This window comes from Pseudarthrobacter lactosi (assembly GCF_055412785.1).
The window spans coordinates 473,395-496,168 of sequence record NZ_JBVAYS010000003.1; the positions used below are offsets into that span (position 1 = coordinate 473,395).

The 22,774-nt window shown below is 64.6% G+C and carries 24 protein-coding genes and 1 pseudogene; 13 read left to right on the forward strand and 12 right to left on the reverse strand.

What is annotated here, in order from left to right; all coding sequences use genetic code 11:
• The first annotated feature begins 79 nt into the window (after positions 1-79).
• Entirely contained in the window at positions 80-616 is a 537-nt protein-coding gene (locus ACZY0Q_RS15705) for a DUF6984 family protein (RefSeq protein ID WP_463918231.1), read from the forward strand.
• Between the two features lie 342 nt (positions 617-958).
• On the opposite strand, the pseudogene ACZY0Q_RS15710 reads toward ACZY0Q_RS15705, so the two are convergent.
• Positions 959-1,693, reverse strand: a pseudogene (locus ACZY0Q_RS15710) (chloramphenicol phosphotransferase CPT family protein).
• Positions 1,694-2,157: 464 nt separating this feature from the next.
• On the opposite strand from ACZY0Q_RS15710, the gene ACZY0Q_RS15715 reads away from it, so the two are divergent.
• Together ACZY0Q_RS15715 and disA are read left to right on the forward strand one after the other, a co-directional pair.
• The gene (locus tag ACZY0Q_RS15715) at positions 2,158-2,700 is read left to right on the forward strand and encodes a TOPRIM nucleotidyl transferase/hydrolase domain-containing protein (RefSeq protein ID WP_463918233.1); all 543 of its coding nucleotides are present in this window, start codon (positions 2,158-2,160) and stop codon (positions 2,698-2,700) included.
• 255 nt (positions 2,701-2,955) lie between these two features.
• Complete coding sequence (gene disA, locus ACZY0Q_RS15720) at positions 2,956-4,032, forward strand: DNA integrity scanning diadenylate cyclase DisA (RefSeq protein ID WP_463918235.1); 1,077 nt, start codon at positions 2,956-2,958, stop codon at positions 4,030-4,032.
• A gap of 79 nt (positions 4,033-4,111) precedes the next feature.
• On the opposite strand, the gene ACZY0Q_RS15725 is transcribed toward disA, so the two are convergent.
• Positions 4,112-4,795, reverse strand: coding sequence for a hypothetical protein (locus tag ACZY0Q_RS15725; protein WP_463918236.1), 684 nt, complete (start codon positions 4,793-4,795; stop codon positions 4,112-4,114).
• A gap of 154 nt (positions 4,796-4,949) precedes the next feature.
• Between ACZY0Q_RS15725 and ACZY0Q_RS15730 the strand changes: the two genes are divergently transcribed.
• The 5 genes from ACZY0Q_RS15730 to ACZY0Q_RS15750 all read left to right on the forward strand — a co-directional run bounded on the left by ACZY0Q_RS15730 (position 4,950) and on the right by ACZY0Q_RS15750 (position 7,850).
• On the forward strand, positions 4,950-5,939 hold the full coding sequence (locus tag ACZY0Q_RS15730; RefSeq protein ID WP_463918674.1) for an HhH-GPD family protein: 990 nt from the start codon (positions 4,950-4,952) through the stop codon (positions 5,937-5,939).
• A gap of 66 nt (positions 5,940-6,005) precedes the next feature.
• Complete coding sequence (locus ACZY0Q_RS15735) at positions 6,006-6,437, forward strand: DUF3592 domain-containing protein (RefSeq protein ID WP_463918238.1); 432 nt, start codon at positions 6,006-6,008, stop codon at positions 6,435-6,437.
• A gap of 3 nt (positions 6,438-6,440) precedes the next feature.
• Positions 6,441-6,872, forward strand: a complete 432-nt coding sequence (locus tag ACZY0Q_RS15740; protein WP_463918240.1) for a DUF3592 domain-containing protein — start codon at positions 6,441-6,443, stop codon at positions 6,870-6,872.
• Between the two features lie 36 nt (positions 6,873-6,908).
• Complete coding sequence (locus tag ACZY0Q_RS15745) at positions 6,909-7,403, forward strand: hypothetical protein (protein WP_463918241.1); 495 nt, start codon at positions 6,909-6,911, stop codon at positions 7,401-7,403.
• A 153-nt stretch (positions 7,404-7,556) separates the two neighbouring features.
• A complete protein-coding gene (locus ACZY0Q_RS15750) occupies positions 7,557-7,850 on the forward strand; it encodes a DUF3040 domain-containing protein (protein WP_463918243.1) in 294 nt (97 codons plus the stop codon).
• 9 nt (positions 7,851-7,859) lie between these two features.
• Here ACZY0Q_RS15750 and dhaM read toward each other — a convergent pair whose 3' ends face one another.
• The 5 genes from dhaM to ACZY0Q_RS15775 all read right to left on the reverse strand — a co-directional run bounded on the left by dhaM (position 7,860) and on the right by ACZY0Q_RS15775 (position 13,567).
• The gene (dhaM, locus tag ACZY0Q_RS15755) at positions 7,860-8,567 is read right to left on the reverse strand and encodes a dihydroxyacetone kinase phosphoryl donor subunit DhaM (RefSeq protein WP_463918245.1); all 708 of its coding nucleotides are present in this window, start codon (positions 8,565-8,567) and stop codon (positions 7,860-7,862) included.
• Positions 8,564-9,196: a dihydroxyacetone kinase subunit DhaL gene (gene dhaL / locus ACZY0Q_RS15760; RefSeq protein WP_463918675.1), complete on the reverse strand. Its 633-nt coding sequence runs from the start codon at positions 9,194-9,196 to the stop codon at positions 8,564-8,566. The genes dhaM and dhaL overlap by 4 nt, the downstream gene beginning before the upstream one ends.
• 2 nt (positions 9,197-9,198) lie before the next feature.
• Positions 9,199-10,200 carry a dihydroxyacetone kinase subunit DhaK gene (gene dhaK, locus ACZY0Q_RS15765; RefSeq protein ID WP_463918247.1) on the reverse strand — a complete coding sequence of 334 codons (1,002 nt, stop codon included), beginning with the start codon at positions 10,198-10,200 and terminating at the stop codon, positions 9,199-9,201.
• 241 nt (positions 10,201-10,441) lie between these two features.
• Positions 10,442-10,957, reverse strand: coding sequence for an amino-acid N-acetyltransferase (locus tag ACZY0Q_RS15770; RefSeq protein WP_463918248.1), 516 nt, complete (start codon positions 10,955-10,957; stop codon positions 10,442-10,444).
• Between the two features lie 117 nt (positions 10,958-11,074).
• On the reverse strand, positions 11,075-13,567 hold the full coding sequence (locus ACZY0Q_RS15775) for an ATP-dependent Clp protease ATP-binding subunit (RefSeq protein ID WP_463918249.1): 2,493 nt from the start codon (positions 13,565-13,567) through the stop codon (positions 11,075-11,077).
• Between the two features lie 152 nt (positions 13,568-13,719).
• Here ACZY0Q_RS15775 and ACZY0Q_RS15780 point away from each other — a divergent pair, with 152 nt between their 5' ends.
• On the forward strand, positions 13,720-14,112 hold the full coding sequence (locus ACZY0Q_RS15780) for an anthrone oxygenase family protein (RefSeq protein ID WP_463918251.1): 393 nt from the start codon (positions 13,720-13,722) through the stop codon (positions 14,110-14,112).
• Positions 14,113-14,431: 319 nt separating this feature from the next.
• Here ACZY0Q_RS15780 and ACZY0Q_RS15785 read toward each other — a convergent pair whose 3' ends face one another.
• The 3 genes from ACZY0Q_RS15785 to lysS all read right to left on the reverse strand — a co-directional run bounded on the left by ACZY0Q_RS15785 (position 14,432) and on the right by lysS (position 16,621).
• A complete protein-coding gene (locus tag ACZY0Q_RS15785; protein WP_463918253.1) occupies positions 14,432-14,761 on the reverse strand; it encodes a histone-like nucleoid-structuring protein Lsr2 in 330 nt (109 codons plus the stop codon).
• A 145-nt stretch (positions 14,762-14,906) separates the two neighbouring features.
• Complete coding sequence (locus ACZY0Q_RS15790) at positions 14,907-15,086, reverse strand: hypothetical protein (protein WP_463918255.1); 180 nt, start codon at positions 15,084-15,086, stop codon at positions 14,907-14,909.
• 2 nt (positions 15,087-15,088) lie between these two features.
• Entirely contained in the window at positions 15,089-16,621 is a 1,533-nt protein-coding gene (gene lysS / locus ACZY0Q_RS15795) for a lysine--tRNA ligase (protein ID WP_463918256.1), read from the reverse strand.
• Positions 16,622-16,688: 67 nt separating this feature from the next.
• Here lysS and ACZY0Q_RS15800 point away from each other — a divergent pair, with 67 nt between their 5' ends.
• From ACZY0Q_RS15800 to ACZY0Q_RS15810, 3 genes are read left to right on the forward strand one after another with little or no spacing between them, the layout of a single operon-like run.
• Complete coding sequence (locus tag ACZY0Q_RS15800; protein ID WP_463918257.1) at positions 16,689-17,576, forward strand: alpha/beta fold hydrolase; 888 nt, start codon at positions 16,689-16,691, stop codon at positions 17,574-17,576.
• A gap of 30 nt (positions 17,577-17,606) precedes the next feature.
• Complete coding sequence (locus tag ACZY0Q_RS15805) at positions 17,607-18,470, forward strand: alpha/beta fold hydrolase (protein ID WP_463918258.1); 864 nt, start codon at positions 17,607-17,609, stop codon at positions 18,468-18,470.
• A gap of 34 nt (positions 18,471-18,504) precedes the next feature.
• Positions 18,505-19,335 (forward strand): alpha/beta fold hydrolase, encoded by an 831-nt coding sequence (locus ACZY0Q_RS15810; RefSeq protein WP_463918259.1) that lies wholly within the window; start codon positions 18,505-18,507, stop codon positions 19,333-19,335.
• A 119-nt stretch (positions 19,336-19,454) separates the two neighbouring features.
• Here ACZY0Q_RS15810 and ACZY0Q_RS15815 read toward each other — a convergent pair whose 3' ends face one another.
• Positions 19,455-20,945, reverse strand: a complete 1,491-nt coding sequence (locus ACZY0Q_RS15815) for a DHA2 family efflux MFS transporter permease subunit (RefSeq protein WP_463918261.1) — start codon at positions 20,943-20,945, stop codon at positions 19,455-19,457.
• 230 nt (positions 20,946-21,175) lie between these two features.
• Here ACZY0Q_RS15815 and ACZY0Q_RS15820 point away from each other — a divergent pair, with 230 nt between their 5' ends.
• Entirely contained in the window at positions 21,176-22,078 is a 903-nt protein-coding gene (locus tag ACZY0Q_RS15820) for a serine hydrolase (RefSeq protein ID WP_463918263.1), read from the forward strand.
• Here ACZY0Q_RS15820 and ACZY0Q_RS15825 read toward each other — a convergent pair.
• On the reverse strand, positions 22,075-22,707 hold the full coding sequence (locus ACZY0Q_RS15825) for a TetR/AcrR family transcriptional regulator (RefSeq protein WP_463918265.1): 633 nt from the start codon (positions 22,705-22,707) through the stop codon (positions 22,075-22,077). The genes ACZY0Q_RS15820 and ACZY0Q_RS15825 overlap by 4 nt on opposite strands.
• Between the last annotated feature and the right edge of the window lie 67 nt (positions 22,708-22,774).

Below are 22,774 nucleotides of genomic sequence, written 5' to 3' on the forward strand. Positions count from 1 at the left end.
GCTCTTCATCACTGGGATTCTTTTCGGACTCTGAACTTGGCATTCTCATAACCCAGCGCCCCCCATTGTGTTGGGCGGCATGATGGCGCCCTTTGACCACCCTTTTGTTTCTTTCCATTTCGCCGATCGCACGGGCAACCACTCATTGGAGCGCGCCTTAAGCCATTATCGCGGTGGGGCATGGATTGTATCGATAGATAAGGCTGTCCAACTTCGCCAGGACCTGTTGAGCCTTCTAATGCGGACTTTGCTTGATTGGGCATATGAGCCAAAGTGGAAAGCCGTCGACGTAGTGTCCTTACGCGTTGCCGATATGGACGACGGAGGAATGGGTAGCCTTTCATTCGAAACAACGAAACCAGACCGGATGTTCGGCCGGATCCTGTCAGAGGGTTGGTTCCAGGATGAGGACGGGTTCCCGTGCGTGGTAGCCATCCTGTTGGACAAGGAAGACGAGATCTTTGAACTCGACAGCTTCAAAGTCGGCTCCTCTCCGCGCCGCCGATTACCCGAATCCGGGGCGGAGTTATTTTCCGATACCCCACATATGACTAGCGTCCCACGTAAGTTCAAAACAGAAACTCTTTTGGTCGTCCGTTCTGTCCCAGGTTCCTGATAGCTTGCCACGCCCAGTTGGGTCACCCGGACTCGGGATCGTCAGTTTGGAGGTCGTCTGCGCCAACTCTGGCTGTGACGTTGGGGTTCCGCTGGACGAACCCTAGCCGGACATTCTCGCGTTTCAATCTTCCGACTGATAGAACGCCGCAGGATTCATGGGACCTGGGCGGTCACCGATAGTCGCCCAACCCACAATAATCGCAACCACAATGACCACCAGCATTAGTGCGGCGATGAGAATTCCGCGAGGTTTCATACGCGCAGCCTATCTCTGCACACATTAGGTTCTATCTCGCGATCAGAGGCTCAAAATACCCTCCACCAGCCCGGAAGTGCTCCCTTAGCGGGCGAAAGCCTCAAGCGAGAGCTGCCGCGCGATGTCGCGTGCGCACCCTTCCGTTGAGATATGCGTGGTGTCGACCTCGACGTCGTAAACAACTCCACTGTGCACGCTTAGGGCTTATTGTCGCGCCATCCCTTCCACGCGGTCGAGCCGTCCTGCCTCGCGGGATGCGGCGACGTCCGGGTCGCAGCGCACGCCCACCCAAATCAGCTCCATGTGGCTAAAGGCTGTCCGCAGACGTTCCTGTCCCGCTCTCCCTGACAGAAGGACCTCATCGAGGATCAGGTGAGCCCCTGCGCGGGCCATGGCGCTGAGTCCGGTGTACCAACTGCGTTCCAACGCCCGATGCTCAGCACTGAAAGTGATGGTGCCATCCTGCTCGAAGGTGATTCCCGCGCGCGGGCTGTCACCCCCAGCAGGCAGTGCTTCGATGAAAGTGTCGACGCCGAAAGTCAACCAGATGCCCGGGAAGATTTCCTGAAGAGTCCGAGCAATTGAAGATTTGCCGGATCTTGAGCCGCCGTTCAGTACGATCACTTGGGGATTCTGCGTTAGACACCCGGCGAGCCTAGTACGGAAATAAGGATCAGGGCTCGTCCCGTCAGCCGGTCCCCCAGCCGGGCAACGGCCACCCAAAATTTGCAGATCTCGCTCGCCGAGATTCAGCGGCCGCTCAATTCCCGTGTGACCCGCCCGAGAAAATGCCCGGCGAAGCGGGGGCGGTACCTCCATGAACCACGACCGGACTCCTCTTCGGGTACGCGCGCGTATCCACCAACGGCCAAGACCTCACCGCCCAGAAAAACGCTCTGGCCGTTCCGAGGTAACGCCGGACAAGACCTGCACCGACTAGGGCCTTACGGGTGGCAACCGGTCGCGGCCGGGACACACGGAAGCGCTGGCTGCCTGCCGGGCGCGGATCCGCGAGGGCCTGAAGGTCGTAAAAGCAAAGGTCGCTTCCGGGGAAACGGCCCAAGCTTTCCAAGAAAAGCAGGAAGCCCACATGGTCTCCGCTCCCTGGGCAGTGACGCACACCACGGTGGAGCTTGCCAAACTCTTCGCGGTGACGCGCTCAGCGGACTAACGCGCACAACCCTCCGACCACCTGCCTAAGAGCCCAGTAGCCGGATTTTTCGGACCGTGCCAGATCTGACGGCGCGCGAGCCGACCAGCCTGGCGTTCGGCATACTGGTTCCATGCAGGCGACCACGGTTTTGGTTGAGGGCGAGAGTGACCGGATGGCGGTGGAGACGCTGGCCGTGCGCCTTGGCCATGACCTGGCGGCCGAGCGGGTGACGGTGGTGCCGATGGGAGGCGCCACCAGCATCGTCCGCTTCCTCGACCGCTACGGCCCGGACGGCGCAGGCCACCGGTTGCTCGGGCTGTGTGATGTGCGGGAGTCCCGTGGCATCGCCCGTGCGCTCGGCCGGGCAGGCATCGGGTCGGGCCCGCTCGCTCAGCTTGGCTTCCACGTCTGTGACGCCGACCTGGAGGACGAACTCATCCGCTGCCTTGGGGTCGACTCCGTGCTCGACGTCATCGCGGCCCAGGGCGAGCTCGCGTCGTTCCGGATCCTCCAACGCCAGCCGTCTCAGCGAGACCGGCCCATAACAGCGCAGTTGCGCCGGTTCTTCGGGGGGCGCAGCGGTAACAAGATCCGGTACGCGCCTCTGCTCGTCGACGCATTGCCAACCGGACATGCACCGCCGCCGCTCGCCAGCCTCGTTGCCTCATTCTGATGTGGTGGGGGCGCAGAGCCCGCCACGCACCCAAACTGGCCAAAAGTGCCCACCCGACCAGCCGCCGTCGCACGCGTTCCCAAGGCACTTCGCGGCACCCCCTAACGGGGCACTTTGGGGCTTGTCCGTGCGGTTGTTGCCGCTTCTTACCTCTATCATTGAGCTTGCGGGAAACCGAGTACTTTTGATCCTGCCGGCGGAGTGAGAAACCGGCGTACCTGCGGGCGGCAGTCTGCACCTTTGAAGGGAACACCTATGGCTCGGAGCCCCGAAGAATCGCTCAAGGCGACTCTGGGCAGAGTGGCTCCAGGCACGCCGTTGCGCGATGGCCTGGAGCGCATCCTCCGGGGACGGACCGGTGCGCTGATCGTGCTGGGCTCGGACCGGACCATCGATTCCATCTGCTCCGGCGGGTTCGACATCGGCATCGACTTCTCCCCCACAAGGCTCCGCGAACTGGCCAAAATGGACGGCGCCATCATCTGTGACAAGGACGCCGGCAACATTCTCCGGGCCGCGGTCCAGCTGGTCCCGGACTCAAGCATCGAAACCCAGGAATCCGGCACCCGGCACCGCACGGCCGAGCGTGTGGCCATCCAGACCGGCGTTCCCGTCATTTCCGTCAGCCAGTCCATGCAGATCATCGCTCTCTACGTGAACGGGCTCCGGCACGTGCTGGAGGGATCCGAGAAGGTCCTGGCCCGCGCCAACCAGGCCCTCGCCACGCTGGAACGGTACCGTTCTCGGCTGGACCAGGTGACCAGTTCCCTGTCCGCCCTCGAGATCGAGGCCATGGTGACAGTCCGCGACGTCGCGGTCACCCTGCAGCGCCAGGAAATGGTCCGCCGAATCTCCGAGGAAATCTCGCAGTATGTCCTGGAACTTGGCGAGGACGGCCGGCTGCTGTCCCTCCAGCTCGATGAGCTCACCGTGGGCCGCGGCCCGGGCAGCGACGTCATCATCCGCGACTACGGCGGACCCGACGCGTCCGCCGAGGACATCGAACGGGCCGTCAGCGAGCTGGTGAACCTTGGCCCCACGGAGCTGATCGACCTGGGCAAGATCTCCGGGATCGTCGGTTTTGCCGGCGGCGAGGCCAACCTCGACGCCGTGGTCCAGCCGCGCGGTTACCGGCTGCTGTCCGGCCTCAAGGCAGTCCCCAAGGCTGTTGCCGACCGCCTGGTGGACCACTTCGGCGGCCTGCAGTTCCTGATGGCAGCCACCATCGACGACCTCATGACCGTTGACGGCATCGGCGACCAGCGCGCCCGCACCGTCCGCGAAGGCCTGAGCCGCATGGCCGAAGCCAGCCTGCTGGACCGCTTCCTCTAGTCCCCACCGGCGCCCTCGCCTCGCAAGCTCGGCCAGGGAACCCTGCCGGCGTGGGCCCACCCACCGGCGGTACGGCGGATTAGTTGAGCTGGAACACGGCCTTGGGGCTGGCCCTGGAGCCGAGCTTGGCCGTGAAAATGTAGTACGCCCCGCCGGCCCCCGGCTTAGCCTCGACGGCGCTGCAGCCTTCCAGCGTGCGGTTGCGGGCCCACGGGAAGTTCGCCGTCTCGCTGGCGCCCGGGGCGATCGTCTTCACCAGGTCTTCGCTTTTGGCCTGGCAGTCCTTGGACGAGAAGATCCTGTCCGCGCCGCTGGTCACCAGGAACTCCATCTGGGACGTTCCGATGTTCACCTCACAGGGCATGGTTCCGCCGTTGGTCACCTTCAGGGTGAGCAGCGGGTTCTCATCGGGGCCGTAGGCGGCTTTGTCCGTCGAGGCGGACACTGTCACCAGGTTTTGGCTGCAGGACGGCGTGGGCGTGGGGGTGGGTTCGCTCACCGCAGTTTCCGACGGCGATGCGCCGGGGGCGGGGGCGGATTCGGTGGCGCCGCCGGTGGAGGATGCCGGCTCGGTGCCGCTGAAAGCACCGGCCACCGCAAGGCCACCGAAGGTGAGCGCCACCGCCATCAGCAGGGCTGTTCCCACAAAAAGCCGACGGCGGCGGTATACGGCCGCACTCGGCTGCCGGGTAGCGCCGGAACCGCCCCGGGAACCGGATGCGGATGCCGCATTGCGCGCTGATGAATTGCCTTGCCTGCCCATCCTTCTAGGCTAAAGAACCCGCCGGATTCTGCCGTCCCACCACGCCGGTCCCCCGGCCAACGCTAAGGTCACAGTTTGCCGGCGGGAATCTTCGCGTGGGCTCCCAGGAATCCACTACAGTGTTGGGATCGACGCTATGACCCTTTCCCCAGCCATGCCCGCGGACGGCGCCTTAGTCACGGCTCTGTCCGGCACAAACGGACTCCGCCCCGACCAGCTCACCGCCCTGCACGGCAGGATCACCAGCTGGTTTGCGGAGACGGCACGGGACCTGCCCTGGCGCGAACCCCACTGCTCACCGTGGGGAGTCCTGGTCAGCGAGATCATGCTGCAGCAGACCCCCGTGGTGCGGGTTTTGCCGGTCTGGCGGGAATGGCTTGAGCGCTGGCCCACCCCTGCTGGGCTCGCCGGAGAGTCCGCAGGGGAAGCCGTACGCTCCTGGGGCAGGCTCGGCTACCCCCGCCGCGCCCTCCGCCTGCACGCGGCCGCCGCAGCCATCGTCCGCGACCACGCCGGCGAGGTCCCCGGCGACTACACGGAGCTCCTAGCCCTGCCCGGTGTGGGCAGCTACACGGCCGCCGCCGTTGCCGCCTTTGCCTTCGGACACCGGGAGACTGTGGTGGACACCAACATCCGGCGTGTGCACGCGCGCCTGGTTTCCGGCGTTGCGCTCCCCTCGCCATCCCTGAACGCCGCAGAGATGCGGCTTGCGGCGGAGCTGCTGCCGGACGACGTCGGGACCTCCGTGCGCTGGAACGCTGCGGTCATGGAGCTGGGGGCGCTGGTCTGCACGGCGCGGGCGCCCAAGTGCGCGGACTGCCCGGTGCGGGACTCCTGTGCGTGGCTGGCAGCCGGCGAGCCGCCGCCGTCGTACGTTCCCAAAGGACAGGCGTGGCACGGCACCGACCGGCAGGTCCGGGGCGCCGTGATGGCTGTTCTGCGGCTCGCGGACGCACCGGTGCCGGCGGAAATGTTCCAGCGGGAGCCTGCTGACCTGGGCTTCGCGGCGGACGGAATCGGCGTGCCGCTGTCCGCATTGCACCGCCTGAACTCCGCGCCCGAACAACTCGAACGTGCCATTGCCGGCCTCCTTGGCGACGGGCTGGCCGAACTGCACCAGGGCGGTTACCGGCTGCCGGCGTGAGGCGTCTTTAGGGTGGCCCGCCCCCTGGATGGCATACTTTCTGGTGACTCGAACCGGGGGAAATTCATGAGAATCGTGTTGTACGTCATCTGGGCGCTGTTTGTTGCGGGTGTCATTTTTGCGCTGGTCCGCTCACTGCGGAAAACCAAACGGCAGGAAAAACTGATCGCCGGCTGGCCAAAGGTGCAGGCGACCGTCACTGGCAACGTGGCGGGCTGGACACATGGTGGAGGCGGCTCAACGCGGAGCCGGCGCTTCTACCCCACCTACCAGTTCGCCGACCCCCACGGGACCCTGTACGCGGGCGAATCCGAGGTTTCGTACGCCAACCAGCAGGCACCGGGCTCGCCCCTGCCTGTGGCCTACAACCCGGCGAATCCCAACCAGTCGTTCCAGGTGGCGTCCGAATCCAAAATGGTGATCGGGTGCCTGATGCCGGTCTTCGCATTTTTCGCTCTGCTGCTATTCTGGGTCGCCGGCAACTTCCCGCTGGGCTGAACCATGGACTCCCTGAAACTGCTGTTCGTCGTACTGCCCGGTCTTTTCCTTGCCGCCGGACTGATCCTGATGGGGCTGTCCCTGGCCGCGTCCCTCCGCCGGAAACGCTCCATGGCGGGGTGGCAGGAGGCTTCGGCCACCGTCACTGGAAACCTGCACGGCACCGACGGACCCGCGAGCAACGGCAGGAACCGGTTTGCGCCGTCGTATGAATTCGCGGATGCCGGCGGCAAGCGCTGGCTGGGACAGTCCGATATCTACAGCCAGGACCAGGCGATCATCGGCGCCCACATCCCAGTGGTCTACAACCCGGCCAACCCCGCCGAATCGACCCTCCCGGTCTTTATCGTTGCAAGGGGCCGGCTGGCGACGGGTCTCATTATGGTGATCTTCGGAGCCACAGCCATAACAATGTTTGCATCACTTTCCTGGTAGCGCCGCCGGCCTCCGGCCCCGGATTTACGCTGAAGTATGGGCAAAACCCGGGTACTTTTCGCACTGATGGCGACGGCGGCACTCACCTCCGGTTGCTACTACTACTATCCCGCCCCTACGCCGTGCCCGATGATCGCCCAGGCGTCGGCGGTCTCCCTGACCGTGGCGCGGGAGTACGTGGCGCAGGTGGGGTCACTGCGCCTCAAGGCCTGTCAGGACGGCGTCTGCAAAGAAGCCGCCGTCGAGCTTTTCCCCGGCACTGCTTCAATTGACCAGGGCTGCACACCGGACGGTGTCTGCTCTGCCACGGCTTCCCCGGACGGGACCATGATCGGGATGCTGATGCTGGAGTCCCTCACGGAGGCCCCGATGGCGCTGACTGCAACCGGTGTTACTCCGGACGGATCGGCTCTCCCTGTACGCACACTGAATTTCCGGCCCCGCGGCGCCTTCCCCTACGGGGAGCAGTGCGGGCGGTTTGTCACCGCCTCTGTAGTGCTCGACCCCGACGGGTTGCGGCAAGCCGCGTGACCTTTGACGACGCTCTCCGGTTGGGCTGTTTGGCGGGCATGTTGGGCCCGCCAGGCCACCCCTTGACTTCCACTGAGGACACTTCTACGGTCTGTATTACTAGCATCGGCGACGTTGATTTACAACAGGTTTTGCCGCCAGGAAGGGGTTTCGATGCCACTTTCAGATCGGGAGCGGAAACAGCTCGAGGAGCTGGAATCGGGCCTGGCGGCTGACGATCCGAGGCTCGCCGAGGAACTCTCATCCGGCTCCGTGGGGGTGAGGTTTGGGCGCCGCACCTACTTCGGCGCCATCGCATGCCTGTTCGGCCTCGTGTTGCTTATTGTCGGCGTCAGCACGCAGATCATCGTCATCGGCGTTGGCGGCTTCCTCCTGATGGGAGCCGGCACGTACCTGCTCGTGGACAACCACAAGTTCGTCCCCCGCCGCCACCCCCAGGTTAAATAGCAGCCGGCCCTACGGCTCGCCGAAGCCCGCCTGCACCAGGCCGCCAACGTAGTTCAGCGCGCGCTCGGCGTCGGGCCCCCACGCCTCGATGTGGAGCATGGATCCCTTGCCTGCCGCCAGGGTCATCAGGGATGTCATTGAGGCGCCGTCCACGCCGTTGACCGTGACTTCGGCGTTGAGGGACGCCAGGCCGCCCGCGATCTTGGCGGCCGGACGGGCGTGCATGCCGGCCTCATTCACCAGCTCGAAATCGCCGGTGAAGTCCGGACCCGGACCGGTGACGGGCCCCTCGGTGACAGTACTTGCGGCCAGCACGGGAGGAGCAGCCGCCACGTCCGGTCCCAATCCGTAGACCGCTTCGGCGGCACGTTTGACTGCCTTCGCATCGGCGCCGCCCTGTGCGGCCACTGCGGCAGCTACAAGGCCTTCCACCAGCGGCGCGTCTGCCAGGAGGACACCGGCGGGCTCGTCCACGAGTTCCAGGGCCGACTCCGCCGTCATCACGGCAGATCCCAGATCTGTCAGGACCACCACGCCATCGCCGCCGGCCGCCTTGTCCAGGGCCGACATGACTTTCTCCAGGCTCGTTCCGATCCGGCCGTCGGCGGTGCCCCCGGCGGCGAGGATGACGACGTCAGGCGCCATCTGGGCGGCCAGCTCCACGGCGCCGTCGGCGATCTTTTCGCTATGGGACACCACCACCAAGCGAACTGTCACGCTGCTGCCCCAACGGCGGCGCGGAGAATAAGTGCGCTGGAGGCGGCGCCCGGATCGCGGTGGCCAGCACTCCGCTCCCCCAGGTAACTGGCGCGGCCTTTGCGGGCCACCAGCGGATCGGTTGCCAGGGCGCCGGCTTCGGCTGCCTCGGCGGCGGCCACCAGAACTCCAACGACGGTGCCCGCACCGTCTGCGGCGGCGGTCTGCGCTGCCTCAGCGGCGGGCGTCCAGGCGTCAACCATGGTCTTGTCGCCGGACTCGGCCTTGCCCCGGGCCACGATCCCGTCGCGGGCAGCCACGAGCGCTTCGGCAAGGCGACCCGGATCAATCTCGGCCGCGTCTCCCAGAGCGGTGGAGGCGCGCAGGAACGCGGTTCCATACAAGGGTCCGGCGGCGCCACCCACCTTGGACATCAGCGTCATGGCAGTCAGCTTCAGCGCCGCGCCGGGCGTCTCCGGCGGCGCTTCGGCCAGTTTGTCCAGCACGGCCTGGAAGCCGCGGTCCATGTTCTCGCCGTGGTCAGAGTCCCCGATGGCACGGTCCAGTTCGATGAGCCATACCCGATTTTCCGCCATGGCCTGGGCGCACAGCGTCAGCCACCTGACGGCCCAGTTCACGTCCAGGACCACGGTCACACGCCCCAGCGCAGGGCCGCGGTGTGCACCGGCGCGTCCCACAACTGCGTCAGTTCATCGTCGAGCCGCAGCACGGAGATGGAGCAGCCCTGCATTTCCAGGGCGGTGATGTAGTTTCCCACCAGCGAACGTTCGACGACGGCCCCGCGTTCTGCGATCACCTGGGCTGCGCGGCGGTAGACGATGTACAGCTCGCTCAGGGGCGTGCCGCCCATGCCGTTGACGAACAGCAGGACTTTCTCGCCGCCGGTGATGCCCAGATCGCTGAGGACTGGGCCAAGCAAACGGTCGGTGATGCCGTCCGCGTTCTCCATCGGGATTTTGTGCCGGCCGGGCTCGCCGTGGATGCCGATGCCGATCTCGATTTCATCATCCTCCAGGTCGAAACTGGGCGTTCCGGCATGCGGCACTGTGCACGCGGACAGCGCGACCCCCATGGTGCGGACGTTGCTGTTGACGCGGTCGCCGATCGCGGCCACGGCATCGAGATTGTCGCCCCGTTCAGCCGCAGCGCCCGCGATTTTCTCCACGAGCACGGTGCCAGCCACCCCGCGGCGCCCCGCCGTATACAGGGAGTCCTCCACCGCGACGTCGTCATTCACCAGGACCGTACGGATGTCCACACCTTCGGCCTGCGCCAGTTCCGCGGCGGTCTCAAAGTTCAGGACATCGCCGGTGTAGTTTTTCACGATATGGACGACGCCGGCCCCCGAGTTTACGGCGAGCGTCGCCGGAAGAATCTGGTCCGGAGTCGGCGAGGTGAACACCGCCCCCGGCACGGCGGCGTCGAGCATTCCCAGACCGACAAAACCGGCGTGGAGCGGCTCGTGGCCGCTTCCCCCGCCGGAAACGAGTCCGACTTTTCCGGCCACTGGCGCGTCTTTGCGCGTGACGTACTTCGGATCGGCGGTGACCGTGACGAGTCCCGCGTGGGCCAGACCGAATCCCTCGACGGATTCGTCAACCACGGAGCGGGGATCGTTGATGAGCTTTTTCATGGCAGAACTCCTGGGTTGTGGGTGCTTCCTGGAGGATGCACTTTGACCCTACTACCGCCGCACAAAGTCCGGTAGCCTGCGGCGATTCGGTGGAAGCGGTAAGGGACAGCCCCCAATGACTGTCCCTTACGGCAGGCCCCACACTGCAACCCTGATAGTTTATCCATCAATTCGACTTAAAGCTATTTTTGTCACGGTTGACTTCTGGCCGCGGTGGCCCGGGCGGCTTATTGGGAGGGGTTTAGAGGGTCTTGATCATCCGGGTATTGCCCAAGGTGTTGGGCTTGACCCGCGCCAGGTCCAGGAACTCGGCAACGCCTTCGTCATGGGAGCGCAGCAGCTCGGAGTAGACCACCGGGTCCACTGCTGTCTGGTCGGCCATGACCTCGAAGCCGTGGCGCTTGAAGAAATCCACCTCGAACGTGAGGCAAAAAACCCGTGTCACCCCCAGTTCACGGGCTTCGGCCAGCAGGCTTTCCACGAGCACGTGCCCCACGCCCTTGCCGCGCCATGCATCCGACGCGGCTAGCGTGCGGACTTCAGCGAGGTCCTCCCACATAACGTGCAGCGCGCCGCAGCCGATGACTTCGCCGTCGTCGGCCTCTGCTATCCGGAATTCCTGGAGGCTCTCGTAATAGGCCACCGTCTCTTTTGCCATCAGGATCCGCTGCTCAGCCAACGGCGCCACGAGGCCCTTGATGGCGGCCACGTCACTGGTACGTGCGGAACGGATGCGGAAGGAATCGGAGTCAGTCACTCCACAATCCTACGGTGGCAGAGGGGTGGCTGAGGGCGCTCCTACTGGGCTGGGGCCCGCCAATCGCAAAGGCCCCGCCGCTCCTGTGGGGAGTGACGGGGCCTTGACTGTCTTGCCTTAGACGCTGGGAGCGATCTCCGGGATGAGCGGCTTGGCGTTGCCGGCGAACGTGAACTTGGCGTCGTCGCCTTCGCCATCCACGTCCACTACAACGATGTCGCCGGCGTGGATCTCGCCGAACAGGATCTTCTCTGAGAGCTGGTCCTCGATTTCGCGCTGGATGGTGCGGCGCAACGGCCGGGCACCCATTGCGGGATCGTAGCCGCGGGTTGCCAGGAGAACCTTGGCCGCGGTGGTGAGCTCGATGCCCATGTCCTTGTCCTTGAGGCGCTTCTCCAGGCGGCCGACGAACATGTCCACGATCTCGATGATCTCGTCCTGGGTGAGCTGCGGGAACACCACAACGTCATCCACACGGTTCAGGAACTCCGGACGGAAGTGCTGCTTGAGCTCCTCCGTCACACGGGCACGCATCCGGTTGTAGCCGGTCTGGGTGTCCGTGCCGGACTGGAAGCCGGTGGCAACGCTCTTGGAGATGTCCCGGGTGCCCAGGTTGGTGGTCATGATGATCACGGTGTTCTTGAAGTCCACCACGCGGCCCTGGGAGTCGGTCAGGCGGCCGTCTTCCAGAATCTGCAGGAGTGAGTTGAAGAGGTCGGCGTGCGCCTTCTCCACTTCGTCGAACAGGACCACGGAGAACGGACGACGGCGGACCTTCTCGGTGAGCTGCCCGCCCTCTTCGTAGCCCACGTAGCCCGGAGGGGCACCGAAGAGCCGCGAGACTGTGTGCTTCTCCGAGTACTCGGACATGTCCAGCGTGATGAGGGCATCCTCTTCGCCGAACAGGAACTCGGCCAGGGCCTTGGCAAGTTCGGTCTTGCCGACGCCGGTGGGGCCGGCGAAGATGAACGAGCCGCCCGGACGCTTGGGGTCCTTCAGGCCTGCACGGGTACGGCGGATGGCCTGGGACAGGGACCTGATGGCCTCGTTCTGGCCCACCACACGCTTGTGCAGTTCGTCTTCCATCTTCAGCAGGCGCGAGGACTCTTCCTCGGTCAGCTTGAAGACCGGGATGCCGGTGGAGTTTGCCAACACTTCGGCGATGAGATCCTCATCAACCTCAGAGATATCGTCCATGCCGCCGGACTTCCAGTGGCGTTCCTTCTCGGAGCGCTCGGTGATGAGCTTCTGCTCCTTGTCCCGGAGCGAAGCTGCGCCTTCGAAGTCCTGGGCGTCGATGGCGGATTCCTTCTCCATCTTCAGCTTGGCAATCCGCTCATCCATGGCCTTCAGTTCCGGCGGGGCGGTCATCCGGCGGATCCGCAACCGTGCACCGGCCTCATCGATCAGGTCGATGGCCTTGTCCGGCAGGAAGCGGTCCGAGATGTAGCGCTCGGCGAGGTTCGCGGCCGAGGCGAGGGCGCCGTCGGTGATGGTGACACGGTGGTGCGCCTCATAGCGGTCACGCAGGCCCTTGAGGATCTCAATCGCGTGCGCGACGGAGGGCTCCTTGACCTGGATCGGCTGGAAGCGGCGCTCCAGCGCGGCGTCCTTCTCGATGTGCTTGCGGTACTCATCCAGGGTGGTGGCACCGATGGTCTGCAGTTCTCCGCGGGCCAGCATGGGCTTCAGGATGGACGCAGCATCGATGGCACCTTCAGCAGCGCCGGCACCCACAAGCGTGTGGATCTCGTCGATGAAGAGGATGATGTCGCCGCGGGTGCGGATTTCCTTGAGGACCTTCTTCAGGCGCTCTTCGAAGTCACCGCGGTACCGGGAGCCGGCCACCAGTGAACCGAGGTCCAGGGTGTACAGCTGCTTGTCCTTGATGGTTTCCGGGACGTCGCCGCGGACAATCGCCTGCGCGAGGCCTTCGACGACGGCGGTCTTGCCGACGCCGGGCTCACCGATCAGGACAGGGTTGTTCTTGGTGCGGCGCGAAAGGACCTGCATCACGCGTTCCATCTCGGATTCGCGTCCGATCACCGGGTCCAGCTTGTTCTCGCGCGCAGCCTGGGTGAGGTTGCGGCCGAACTGGTCCAGGACCACGGAGCCGGCGGGAGTGCCTTCGGGCTGGCCCGGACCGACGCCAGCGCCGGTGGTTTCCTTGCCCTGGTAGCCGGAGAGCAGCTGGATGACCTGCTGGCGGACCCGGTTAAGGTCTGCGCCGAGCTTCACCAGCACCTGGGCGGCAACACCCTCACCCTCGCGGATGAGTCCCAGCAGGATGTGCTCCGTGCCGATGTAGTTGTGGCCCAGCTGCAAGGCTTCGCGCAGCGAGAGTTCCAGCACTTTCTTGGCGCGTGGGGTGAAGGGGATGTGACCGGACGGGGCCTGCTGGCCCTGGCCGATGATCTCCTGTACCTGCTCGCGCACGCCGTCGAGCGAAATGCTCAAGGACTCAAGAGCTTTGGCGGCAACGCCCTCACCTTCATGGATCAGACCCAAGAGGATGTGTTCGGTACCAATGTAATTGTGGTTCAGCATGCGTGCCTCTTCTTGGGCAAGCACAACTACGCGACGGGCACGGTCCGTAAATCGCTCAAACATTTCGCCACACTCCTAGCTACGACGTACTTTGATGCTACGTGGCAGACCCCCTCTTGGGGAGCGTGTTCGCCACAGGGGAAACATGACGTGTTCAACTCCCGTCACCCTGCACCGCTTGGATCAATGCAAGAACCTCAAGCAAGGAGAACGTCATGGAAGCCATCACCCTGCTCATGACCGCCGCGACTATAGCCCTCGCCGGGATCGGTGGGCTCTACTACTCCTACGCCTGCTCGGTGATGCCGGGGCTGCGCGCCACGGATGATGCGACATTTGTCAGGGCCATGTCCCGGATCAACACCGCAATCCAGAATCCGGTGTTTGCGCTGAGCTTCGTCGGCGCCTTCCTCGCATTAGCGGGCTCAACAGCCCTTTCGTGGGCCAGTGCGGCTCCAGCTCCAATGACTCTGCGGCAGCCAGGAAATCGTTCGAACGCCGGTGGACGCGGTGGAACATCCACCGCACGTGGTTGTCGCTGGCCGCGCTGGTCGCGCTCAGCGTTGCCTGGGCAGCGTGGGTCAGCCGTGAACCTTGCCTTGGCCTAAACGGCGATTCCGGAAGTCGAACAGCGCCGCCAGGACTGCCACAAATCTCCGAGACCCGCTAATTCCAGACATTCCCTTCGCAAAATACGAGGCGGGCTAATTCGAGCCGGCGTCCCAGACCGGAAGCTCAAACCGAATCACCGGCTCATTCCAAGGAAATTGCGCGGCGATTAGCCCAACCGTGCGCCCGGAGGGCGTTAGCCACCAAGGGTCTGCGTTTACGCGAGTCCGTCTTTGCGCATTCACAATTGGCATCAAAAAACCCTGCCCCCACCCGAAGGTGAAGACAGGGCCTATTACGCCGTTGGAGATGCGTGGGTCAGGAATTTGCCTTTTGGTAGGCTTCCTGGATTTCAGCCTGAATTCGGCCGCGGCTGTTAACCGTGTAGCCGTTATCCCTTGCCCACTGGCGGATCTGTGCGGAGTCGTTGGCGCGGGGGCCTGCAGCCGGTTTGGTGCGGGTGGCCCTGCCGGCCGAGGTCTTGCGCCCGGCTGCGACAAAGCGCTCCAAGGCAGAGCGGAGCTCAGCCGCGTTGGCCGAGGACAGATCGATTTCATAGCTGACCCCATCGAGGCCAAAACGGACGTTTTCGTCCGCAGATCCCCCATCCAGATCATCGACGAGGATGATGTTTACTTTCTGTGCCATTAAATATGTCTTCCTCTTGGAAAGGTTCGGTTGTCAGAAAATGAGGATGTTCCTATTAAAAGTATGAACCTCTTTATGGCAACGCGTCAAAGCGTCCAATCGTTCCTGTGGATATCCACAGGAGTCCGCAGAAATCTCTTTCGAACTATTTGTCCGATTCGGGGTTCTGTTCGTTCAAGGGCGCGGCGGAACGCGATTCCGCCTCGGCCTGGGCCTGCGCTTCGGCCTTACGCTCGGACTTATCGGCATTGAAGATGGATTTCATGGCAAACCAAAAAAGCAGGCCAACCACCAGCGAGGGCAGGAGTACGGCTACATATTCCATGGTCAGTGGCCTTCGGGCTTCAGGAGCGGGAAAAGGATGGTTTCGCGGATGCCTGCGCCGGTGAACAGCATCACCAGCCGGTCAATACCCAGGCCGATGCCGCCCATGGGCGGTGCACCGTATTCGAGGGCCCGGAGGAAGTCCTCGTCCAGCTGCATGGCCTCGTCATCGCCCGCGGCAGCGTGCCGCGACTGTTCGGTCAGCCGCTCGCGCTGGATGACGGGGTCGATCAGCTCGGAGAAGGCCGTGCCGCGTTCCATGCCGCCGATGATGAGGTCCCAGGCCTCGATCAGCCGGCCGTCAGTCCGGTGCGGGCGGGCCAGCGGCTGGGCAGACGGCGGGTAGTCGTACACGAAGGTGGGGTTCAGCAGCGTGGGCTCAACGATTTCGCCGAACAATTCCACGGCCAGCTTCTCTGCGTCCCATTTCGGGTCCACCTTGACCTCGTGCTTGGCGGCAATTTCGCGCAGCACCTCAAGCGAAGTGTCCGGCGTGACTTCCTGGCCAACGGCGTCGGACAGTCCCGGGTAGACCGAAACCCAGGCCCAGTCGCCGTCGAGGTTGATCTCCCCCGCTTCGGTCTGGAGGGTGCGGCCCACACCCACGGCGTCCGCGGCGTCGAGGATGATCTCCTTGATGCGCTCGGCCATGACGAACTGGTCAGCCCAGGCTTCGTAGCACTCAAGGGTGGTGAATTCGGGGCTGTGGGTGGAGTCCACGCCTTCGTTGCGGAAAACGCGGCCCATATCGTAGACGCGATCGATCCCGCCCACCACGGCGCGCTTGAGGTAAAGCTCAGTGGCAATGCGAAGGGTCATTTTCTGGTCGAACGCGTTCATGTGCGTCTCGAACGGACGGGCCAGGGCGCCGCCGTGGACCAACTGCAGGATGGGGGTTTCCACCTCGACGTAGCTGTGGCGGTGCAGGCTCTCGCGGATGGAACGGGTAATCGCCGCGCGGGTGTAGACCATCTCCCTGGCTTCGTCGCGAACCATCAGGTCCACGTAACGCTGGCGCACGCGGGTTTCCTCATTCAGTTCCGCGTGCAGCACCGGTAGCGGGCGCAGTGCCTTGGAAGCCATGGACCAGGACTCGGCCATCACGGACAGCTCGCCGCGGCGAGAGGAAATCACTTCGCCCTTGATGAACACGTGGTCGCCCAGGTCCACCAGCGACTTCCAGTCCGCGAGCGCTTCCTCGCCCACGTTGGCAAGGCTGAGCATCGCCTGGAGCCGGGTGCCCTTGCCGTCAACGCCGCCTTCCTGGAGCGTGGCGAAGCAGAGCTTGCCGGTATTGCGGACAAAAACCACGCGGCCGGTGACGCCCACAACGTCGCCGGTGGTGTCATCAGCCTCAAGGTGCGCGTACTTTTCGCGGATCTCCGTGAGGGAATGCGTGCGTTCCACACCCACCGGATATGCCTCGGTGCCGCGCTCGATCAGCTTGGCGCGCTTGTCCATGCGGATGCGCATCTGCTCGCTGGCGTCGAGCGGCTCTGGGGCATTTTTTGGGGTGGGGGTGTTTTGGGAAGTCACAATCCCCAAGTTTACCGGGAGTTCGCGTCACCGGCTCCCGGCGGACGCCCAGGCATAGACTCGGGCTGTGGAGACGTGGAAAGTTGAAGCGGAGGACGGCGGGCACCTCGACGTGCACTCGTTCCGCACCCCCGCAGGACTGGACCCGTCGACGACGGCGGGACCTCCCGGCGTCGTACTCATCCACGGCACTCTGGTCACCGACGCCCTCTACCGGCCTTTTGCCCGGAAGCTCAGCGTCCTGCTGGGCCGGCCGGTGCACTGCTACAACCGCCGCGGCAGGGCGGGTTCGGCCCCGCAGCCGGAGGACTACTCGGTGGAGACGGAGGTTGGCGACCTTGCGGCGGTAATGCGCCAGACCGGCTCCAAGGACGTGGTGGCCCACAGCTACGGCGGCTTCGTGGCATTGCAGGCGGCCCGGACGCTGCCCGTGGGCCGCCTGGTGACCTATGACGCCGCGGTGTCGCTGTCCGGCAACCTGAGCCACCGCTGGCGGCCGGAGCTTGAGGATGCCGTCACCGCGGGCCAGCTTAACCATGCCTGGGCGCACCTGGTCCAGGGCCTGGCCACGGCGGGTCCGCTGTCCTACCTCCCGCTCGGCGCGCTCCGGATGCTGAGCATTCTCTCCGCCAGGACCAACCTGGGCGCGGAGATGCGAGAACTGCTGCCCACGGCCGTCACCGAAATGCGTGCCGTGCTCGACGCCGACGCCGAACTGGAGAATTTCACCTCCCTCACCACCCCCATCCTGATGCTCAGCGGCGGCTGGAGTCCGGCGTATTTTGCCGAAACAGCCCGGCAACTGGCGGCCGCCGTGCCATCCATCAACTTCCAGGTGGTCCCCGGCCAGCTGCATGAAGGACCCATCCGCCCCGGCAAGGGACTGGCCGTGCGGATTGCCCGGTTCATCAACGGCAGCGACGGCCAGGACCGGAAGCTGGGGAGGCGACGGTAGGGCGCCTTGCCTGAAGGGGGCGCGCCTAGGATGGGGAGCGTGAAAGAACAGGAAGTCCCCACGCTCGACGGCGGCAGGCTGGCTGTCTACAGCTACGGAACCGAGGATGCGCCGGGCGAGCGCCGCGTGGTGGTCATCGGCGGGGCCTTCCTGACGGCCCTGATCTACCGGCCGTTCTCGATGGCTTTGGCCGATGGGCTGGGCGCCGGGTGGGCCGTTGATGTCTATGACCGGCGCGGGAGGGGCAACTCCACCGAGCAGCCGGCGGATTACTCCATGGCCACGGAAATCGCCGATGTCCGTGCGGTCATGGATGCCACGGGCGCCCGTAACCTCCTGGGCCACAGCCTGGGCGGATCGGTGGCGCTGAACGCCGTCCAGGAGTTCGTGGGCACGTCCTACGAACCCGACAGGCTGGCGGTCTACGACGCCGCGGTCAACATCGACGGCAGCATCGACATGTCCTGGCTGGACGAGTTCGAGGCCGCGGTGAACGCCGGCCAGGTGGCGCACGCCATGGCCCGAATGAAAAGGGGCATGCAGCCGGGCACCGCGCTCTCAAAGATCCCCGAGCCTGTGCTTGCAGGGCTGATGGCCTTGGTGTCCCGCACGAGGGTGAACAAGATGCTCCGGGAGCTGATGCCCACCGGCGTGGGCGAACTGCGGGCCGCGTACGACGAAGCCGAGCATGCCAGGAACTTCGCCATCCTGCCCGCCAACACGCACTTCATGGTGGGTGGCAAGAGCCCGAGCTACTACAAGGTCACGGCCCAGCGCCTTCACGCGGCCGTCCCGGGGAGCACGTTCGAGCTCTCCCCCAAGGGCTTCCACGGCTCCATCCCAGCCGCGGTAAAGGAACTTGTCACTGACATCGCGGAATACTTCAAGGGCTAAGGCTTTCCGCAGGTTGCTCGGCTAGGCTCGGAGCATGACGAGCGAGAACATCAAGACCCCCGACGGCGGCACCCTGGAGCTCTTCTCCACGGGTGCTGAACTGGCGTCCGCCGGTTCCGGCGTGGTTGTGGTCCCGGCCTCCATGGTGACCGCGGCCGACTACACAAAGTTCGCCCAGAAACTCAGCGCTGCGTTGGGCCGCCCCGTGCACACGTTCAACCGCCGCGGCCGCGGTTCGTCCTCGCCGCAGGCCGACGATTACACGCTGGACGCGGACATCCGGGACCTGGACGCCGTGATGAGACACACCTCCAGCACGGACGTCTTTGGCCACAGCTTCGGCGGCGCCGTGGCCCTGCACGCGGCCCGCACCCTTCCGGTGGAGCGGCTGGCCGTGTATGACCCCGCGGTGTCCGTGAACCACAGCGTGAAGGCCGACTGGACTGCTGAATACGAACGCGCCACGGCCGCCGGGGACGACGGCCGCGCCCTGGCCGTCCTCACCAAGGGCCTGGAGACCGGTGCCTTCTCACGGATGCCGCTGTCCATGCTCACCATCGCCAACAAGCTCACCGCCGGCACCCACGTGGGCAAGCAGATGCGCGAGCTGATGCGTACCGGCGTCCGGGAAGTCAAGGCGATTATCGCAGCGGACATGCCGGCCGAGCCGTTCCAGGAGCTGCCCCTGGAAACGCTGATTGTTGTGGGCGAGAAGAGCCCCGCGTACTTCGGCGTCGCCTGCGGCCAGATCCACGATGTCCTGTCCGGCTCCAGCTACACCATCCTGCAGGGGGCCGGCCACGACGGCGTCCTCCGCGCCCCGGACAAGCTCATCACCGAACTCAGCGATTTCTTCGCCGGCTAATCAACACCCACGCCACCAATCAGCGCGAACGTACACTTGAGGCCCTGTTTTCCTTGGAAAACAGGGCCTCAAGTGTACGTTCGCGCCTAAGGCGAGGGGCGTGGCGGACGAGGTGTCCGCTAGTGGGCGCCGTGGCCGGGGGCGGCACCTTCTGTTTTACGCATCATCGCGGAAAGTACGACGGCGGCGAGGGCTATGGCGGTTGCGGTCAGGAACGCTGCGCTCATGCCGGCAACGAGACCCGACGCGGCCGAAACCACGGCGAAGATGGATACCAGCAGCGCCGTGCCGGCGGCGCCGGCCACCTGCTGGGCGGTGCTCATAATCGCCGAGCCGTGCGAGTAGAGATGCGGCGGCAGGGGATTCAGGCCGGTGGTAAATGCCGGCGTGAACAGCAGCGCCAGGCCGAAACTGAGCCCCACGTGGAGGGTGACGATCCACCATACCGGGGTGCCGGCGTCGAGCATTGAGAACTGCCACAGCGCCAGCACCATCAGCACGGAACCGGTAACGGTGAGCGGCAGCGGGCCCACTTTGTCGAACAGCCGGCCGATGAACGGGCCCAACAGTCCCATCGCCAGGCCGCCCGGAAGCAGCGCGAGACCCGTTTCCAGCGAACCCAGACCGCGGATTTCCTGCAGGTAGAGCGGCAGCAGGATCACGCCGCCGAACAGCGCCATCATGGCCACCACCATCAGCAGCACGGAAACCGTGAACATCCTGAAGTTGAAGGCGCGGAGGTCCAGCAGCGGGGCTTCGGCCTTCTGCAGCCGGAGCTGGCGGAGCACAAAGACCGTCAGGCTGGCGACGCCGATGACCAACGCGGCGATGGCCACGGTGCTCGGACCGCTTTGGCCGCCGTGGCCGCCGCCGATCTGGCTGAGGCCGTACACCAGGCCGCCGAAGGCAGGAACGGTGAGGAGCACGGAGAGGAAGTCGAGCTTGGTCTTCTCGGTTTCACCCACGTTGGTGAGGTACTTGGCGCCGATGGCCAGCGCGGCCAGGGCGACCGGCAGGACAAAGACAAACATAAAGCGCCAGGTGAAGTGCTCCAGGATCAGCCCGGAGACAGTCGGCCCCATGGCCGGCGCCACGGAGATGGCGATACTGACGTTGCCCATGACGGCGCCGCGTTTGGCCAGCGGGACGAGGGTAAGGATGGTGGTCATCAGCAGCGGAAGCATGATGGCTGTGCCGCCGGCCTGGACGATGCGTGCCAGAAGCAGGATCTCAAAACCCGGAGCCACCGCCGCCAGGGCGGTGCCGCCGGCGAACAGTCCCATGGCCAGCATAAAAACAGCCCGCGTGGACAGGCTTTGGAGGATGAACCCGGTGGTGGGGATGACCACGGCCATGGTGAGCATAAAGCCGGTGGAGAGCCACTGCACGGTGGGCGCGTCCACGTTAAGGTCAACCATCAATCGCTGCAGGGCAACATTCATGATGGTCTCGTTCAGGATCACCACAAAGGTCGCCACGAGCAAGGTGGCGATAATGGTCACCGACTCGCGGGACATCTTCTCCGGCGCGGAGGACTTCGGCGCCGCCGCCTTGGATTCGATGGCCTGCGCGGGGTCGCCGGCGGCGTTCGAAGAGACTTCTGTAGACATGGGTGTTCCCTCAGGGAGTACGTATGAAGTGTTGCGCGAGCATCGTCGCTGCAGATTCCAACACTCTACCGTCCGGACTAATTCCGGGACACAGGAAACTTTCTTCGGCACGCATTTTCTGAGCGGTCTCTTTGGCCAGCCGGCGTGGTTTAATCAGCGAACTTGGTTATGAGTCGGGGCTGGGGCCTTTGTGATGTTCGACCGCGCGAGCGGTCAGACAGGAGCCCCAGTTGCACCTGCATTCCCCCGCCTATGCGGCAGGACGCCACTACCACCGCGCAGGCCGAGACCAGCTGTTCCTGGTTCTTCCGATGGCTACCGCTTTGCTGGTCTTGCTGGTTGCCGTCACGTCAGCAGTGATCCGCTCGGAAGGGATCCCAGGAACCGTGAATGCCGCCTTCGCCGGAACCGGGCCAGTTGGCGCCATGGCCGAGTTGAGTTCGGAGGCCGAAGACGGGAGCCCTGCGAGGATCATCAGCCTCGCATCCGGCTACCGCGTTGGCGTGGCCGTCGCGGATACGGCGGGCGGAGCGATCCGCACCTTTGGGGATACGGGGGCCTTCGCTGCGGCCAGCACCGCCAAGCTCATCACGGCAGTGGCATACTTCAAGCTTGTGGAGACCGGCGAAGCCCGACTCGATGACACGTTGGGGAACTACACGGCCGCCTTCCAGCTCAAAGCCATGATCAACAGAAGCAACAATGACTCCTGGCTTCTGTTGATGGGAAGGCTTGGCTACCAGCGGCTGATCCAGTACGCCGCCTCGATTGGCATAGCCTACGATCCCGAAGACAACCTGCTGACGCCCGGTGAAGTGGCGTTGGTCCTGACGAAGCTTTACGCTGGGCAACTGCTCAACCCCAGCAATACCGCGCAATTGCTGGGGTACATGCAGGCTACCAACAACGAGGAACTGATTCCCGCGGCCTCGGGGCCCGGCATAACCGTTTATCACAAATACGGCCAGCTGGGCGGAGCCCTCCATGACGCGGCCCTTCTGGGACATGGCGGGACAACATATGCGGTGGTGATCTTCACGGAAGGCGCCGACAGCACTGATGAGGCCCAGCGCACCGAAATGATCCACGATCTGACGCGGGCGGTTGTGGATACGCTTTTCCCGGCGGGTTAGCTGCGGTGGTGCTCGATCAGCCAGCCGGCCATCTGCTGGGCCCGCTTCGCCGCCTGGGTGTCGCCTTCGGTGGCTGAGACGATGGACCCCTTCATAAGGATGTGCCACGACCGGGCGAAATCCTCAGGGCGGTCCAACCCGGCCTGCTCCGCGAGGGCCTGCACATGGCCCCTGATCCTTGCCAGGTAATCGATGCTGGCCAGGCCCAGCGGATGGGCCGGGCCCATTTCCAGCAGGATGTTAATGAAGGAGCAGGCCTCGAAGTCGTCGCGCAGGAACCAGTCGCCGAAGACGTCGAAGATGGCCAACAGTTGTTCGGTGGGGGTGGTGCCGCGCAGCTTGGCCTGGCCAACGATGGCATCAACTGTCCATATCTGGTCGCGCTGCTCCAGGAAGGCCAGGACCAGTGCATCCTTGGACGGGAAGTGCCGGTAAAACGTTGCCTTGGCCACGCCGGAACGTTCGATCAGTTCATTAACACCCACGTCCCGCACGCCGCGGCGGGAAAATAGGTCATAGGCCACAGCCAGGATCCGTTCCCGGGAACCGGCAGGCTGAACTGCCGCCTCGGCGGGTAAATCCGCAGGAGACAGTGCGGGTTCTTCAGTGTGGTCTGCGTCGGAAATCATCGTAGGGCCAGTTTACTCCAAGGTGCAGACAGACCGGTCTTACTCGCTGTAGGGTTTTCCCAGACGC

What these genes read in the sequence shown, in the direction of transcription:
- ACZY0Q_RS15705 (WP_463918231.1), top strand. Translation starts at nt 80, where the DNA reads ATGATGGCGCCCTTTGACCACCCTTTTGTTTCTTTCCATTTCGCCGAT.
- ACZY0Q_RS15715 (WP_463918233.1), top strand. Translation starts at nt 2,158, where the DNA reads ATGCAGGCGACCACGGTTTTGGTTGAGGGCGAGAGTGACCGGATGGCG.
- disA (WP_463918235.1), top strand. Translation starts at nt 2,956, where the DNA reads ATGGCTCGGAGCCCCGAAGAATCGCTCAAGGCGACTCTGGGCAGAGTG.
- ACZY0Q_RS15725 (WP_463918236.1), bottom strand. Translation starts at nt 4,795, where the DNA reads ATGGGCAGGCAAGGCAATTCATCAGCGCGCAATGCGGCATCCGCATCC.
- ACZY0Q_RS15730 (WP_463918674.1), top strand. Translation starts at nt 4,950, where the DNA reads ATGCCCGCGGACGGCGCCTTAGTCACGGCTCTGTCCGGCACAAACGGA.
- ACZY0Q_RS15735 (WP_463918238.1), top strand. Translation starts at nt 6,006, where the DNA reads ATGAGAATCGTGTTGTACGTCATCTGGGCGCTGTTTGTTGCGGGTGTC.
- ACZY0Q_RS15740 (WP_463918240.1), top strand. Translation starts at nt 6,441, where the DNA reads ATGGACTCCCTGAAACTGCTGTTCGTCGTACTGCCCGGTCTTTTCCTT.
- ACZY0Q_RS15745 (WP_463918241.1), top strand. Translation starts at nt 6,909, where the DNA reads ATGGGCAAAACCCGGGTACTTTTCGCACTGATGGCGACGGCGGCACTC.
- ACZY0Q_RS15750 (WP_463918243.1), top strand. Translation starts at nt 7,557, where the DNA reads ATGCCACTTTCAGATCGGGAGCGGAAACAGCTCGAGGAGCTGGAATCG.
- dhaK (WP_463918247.1), bottom strand. Translation starts at nt 10,200, where the DNA reads ATGAAAAAGCTCATCAACGATCCCCGCTCCGTGGTTGACGAATCCGTC.
- ACZY0Q_RS15775 (WP_463918249.1), bottom strand. Translation starts at nt 13,567, where the DNA reads ATGTTTGAGCGATTTACGGACCGTGCCCGTCGCGTAGTTGTGCTTGCC.
- ACZY0Q_RS15780 (WP_463918251.1), top strand. Translation starts at nt 13,720, where the DNA reads ATGGAAGCCATCACCCTGCTCATGACCGCCGCGACTATAGCCCTCGCC.
- ACZY0Q_RS15785 (WP_463918253.1), bottom strand. Translation starts at nt 14,761, where the DNA reads ATGGCACAGAAAGTAAACATCATCCTCGTCGATGATCTGGATGGGGGA.
- ACZY0Q_RS15790 (WP_463918255.1), bottom strand. Translation starts at nt 15,086, where the DNA reads ATGGAATATGTAGCCGTACTCCTGCCCTCGCTGGTGGTTGGCCTGCTT.
- ACZY0Q_RS15805 (WP_463918258.1), top strand. Translation starts at nt 17,607, where the DNA reads ATGGGGAGCGTGAAAGAACAGGAAGTCCCCACGCTCGACGGCGGCAGG.
- ACZY0Q_RS15810 (WP_463918259.1), top strand. Translation starts at nt 18,505, where the DNA reads ATGACGAGCGAGAACATCAAGACCCCCGACGGCGGCACCCTGGAGCTC.
- ACZY0Q_RS15815 (WP_463918261.1), bottom strand. Translation starts at nt 20,945, where the DNA reads ATGTCTACAGAAGTCTCTTCGAACGCCGCCGGCGACCCCGCGCAGGCC.
- ACZY0Q_RS15825 (WP_463918265.1), bottom strand. Translation starts at nt 22,707, where the DNA reads ATGATTTCCGACGCAGACCACACTGAAGAACCCGCACTGTCTCCTGCG.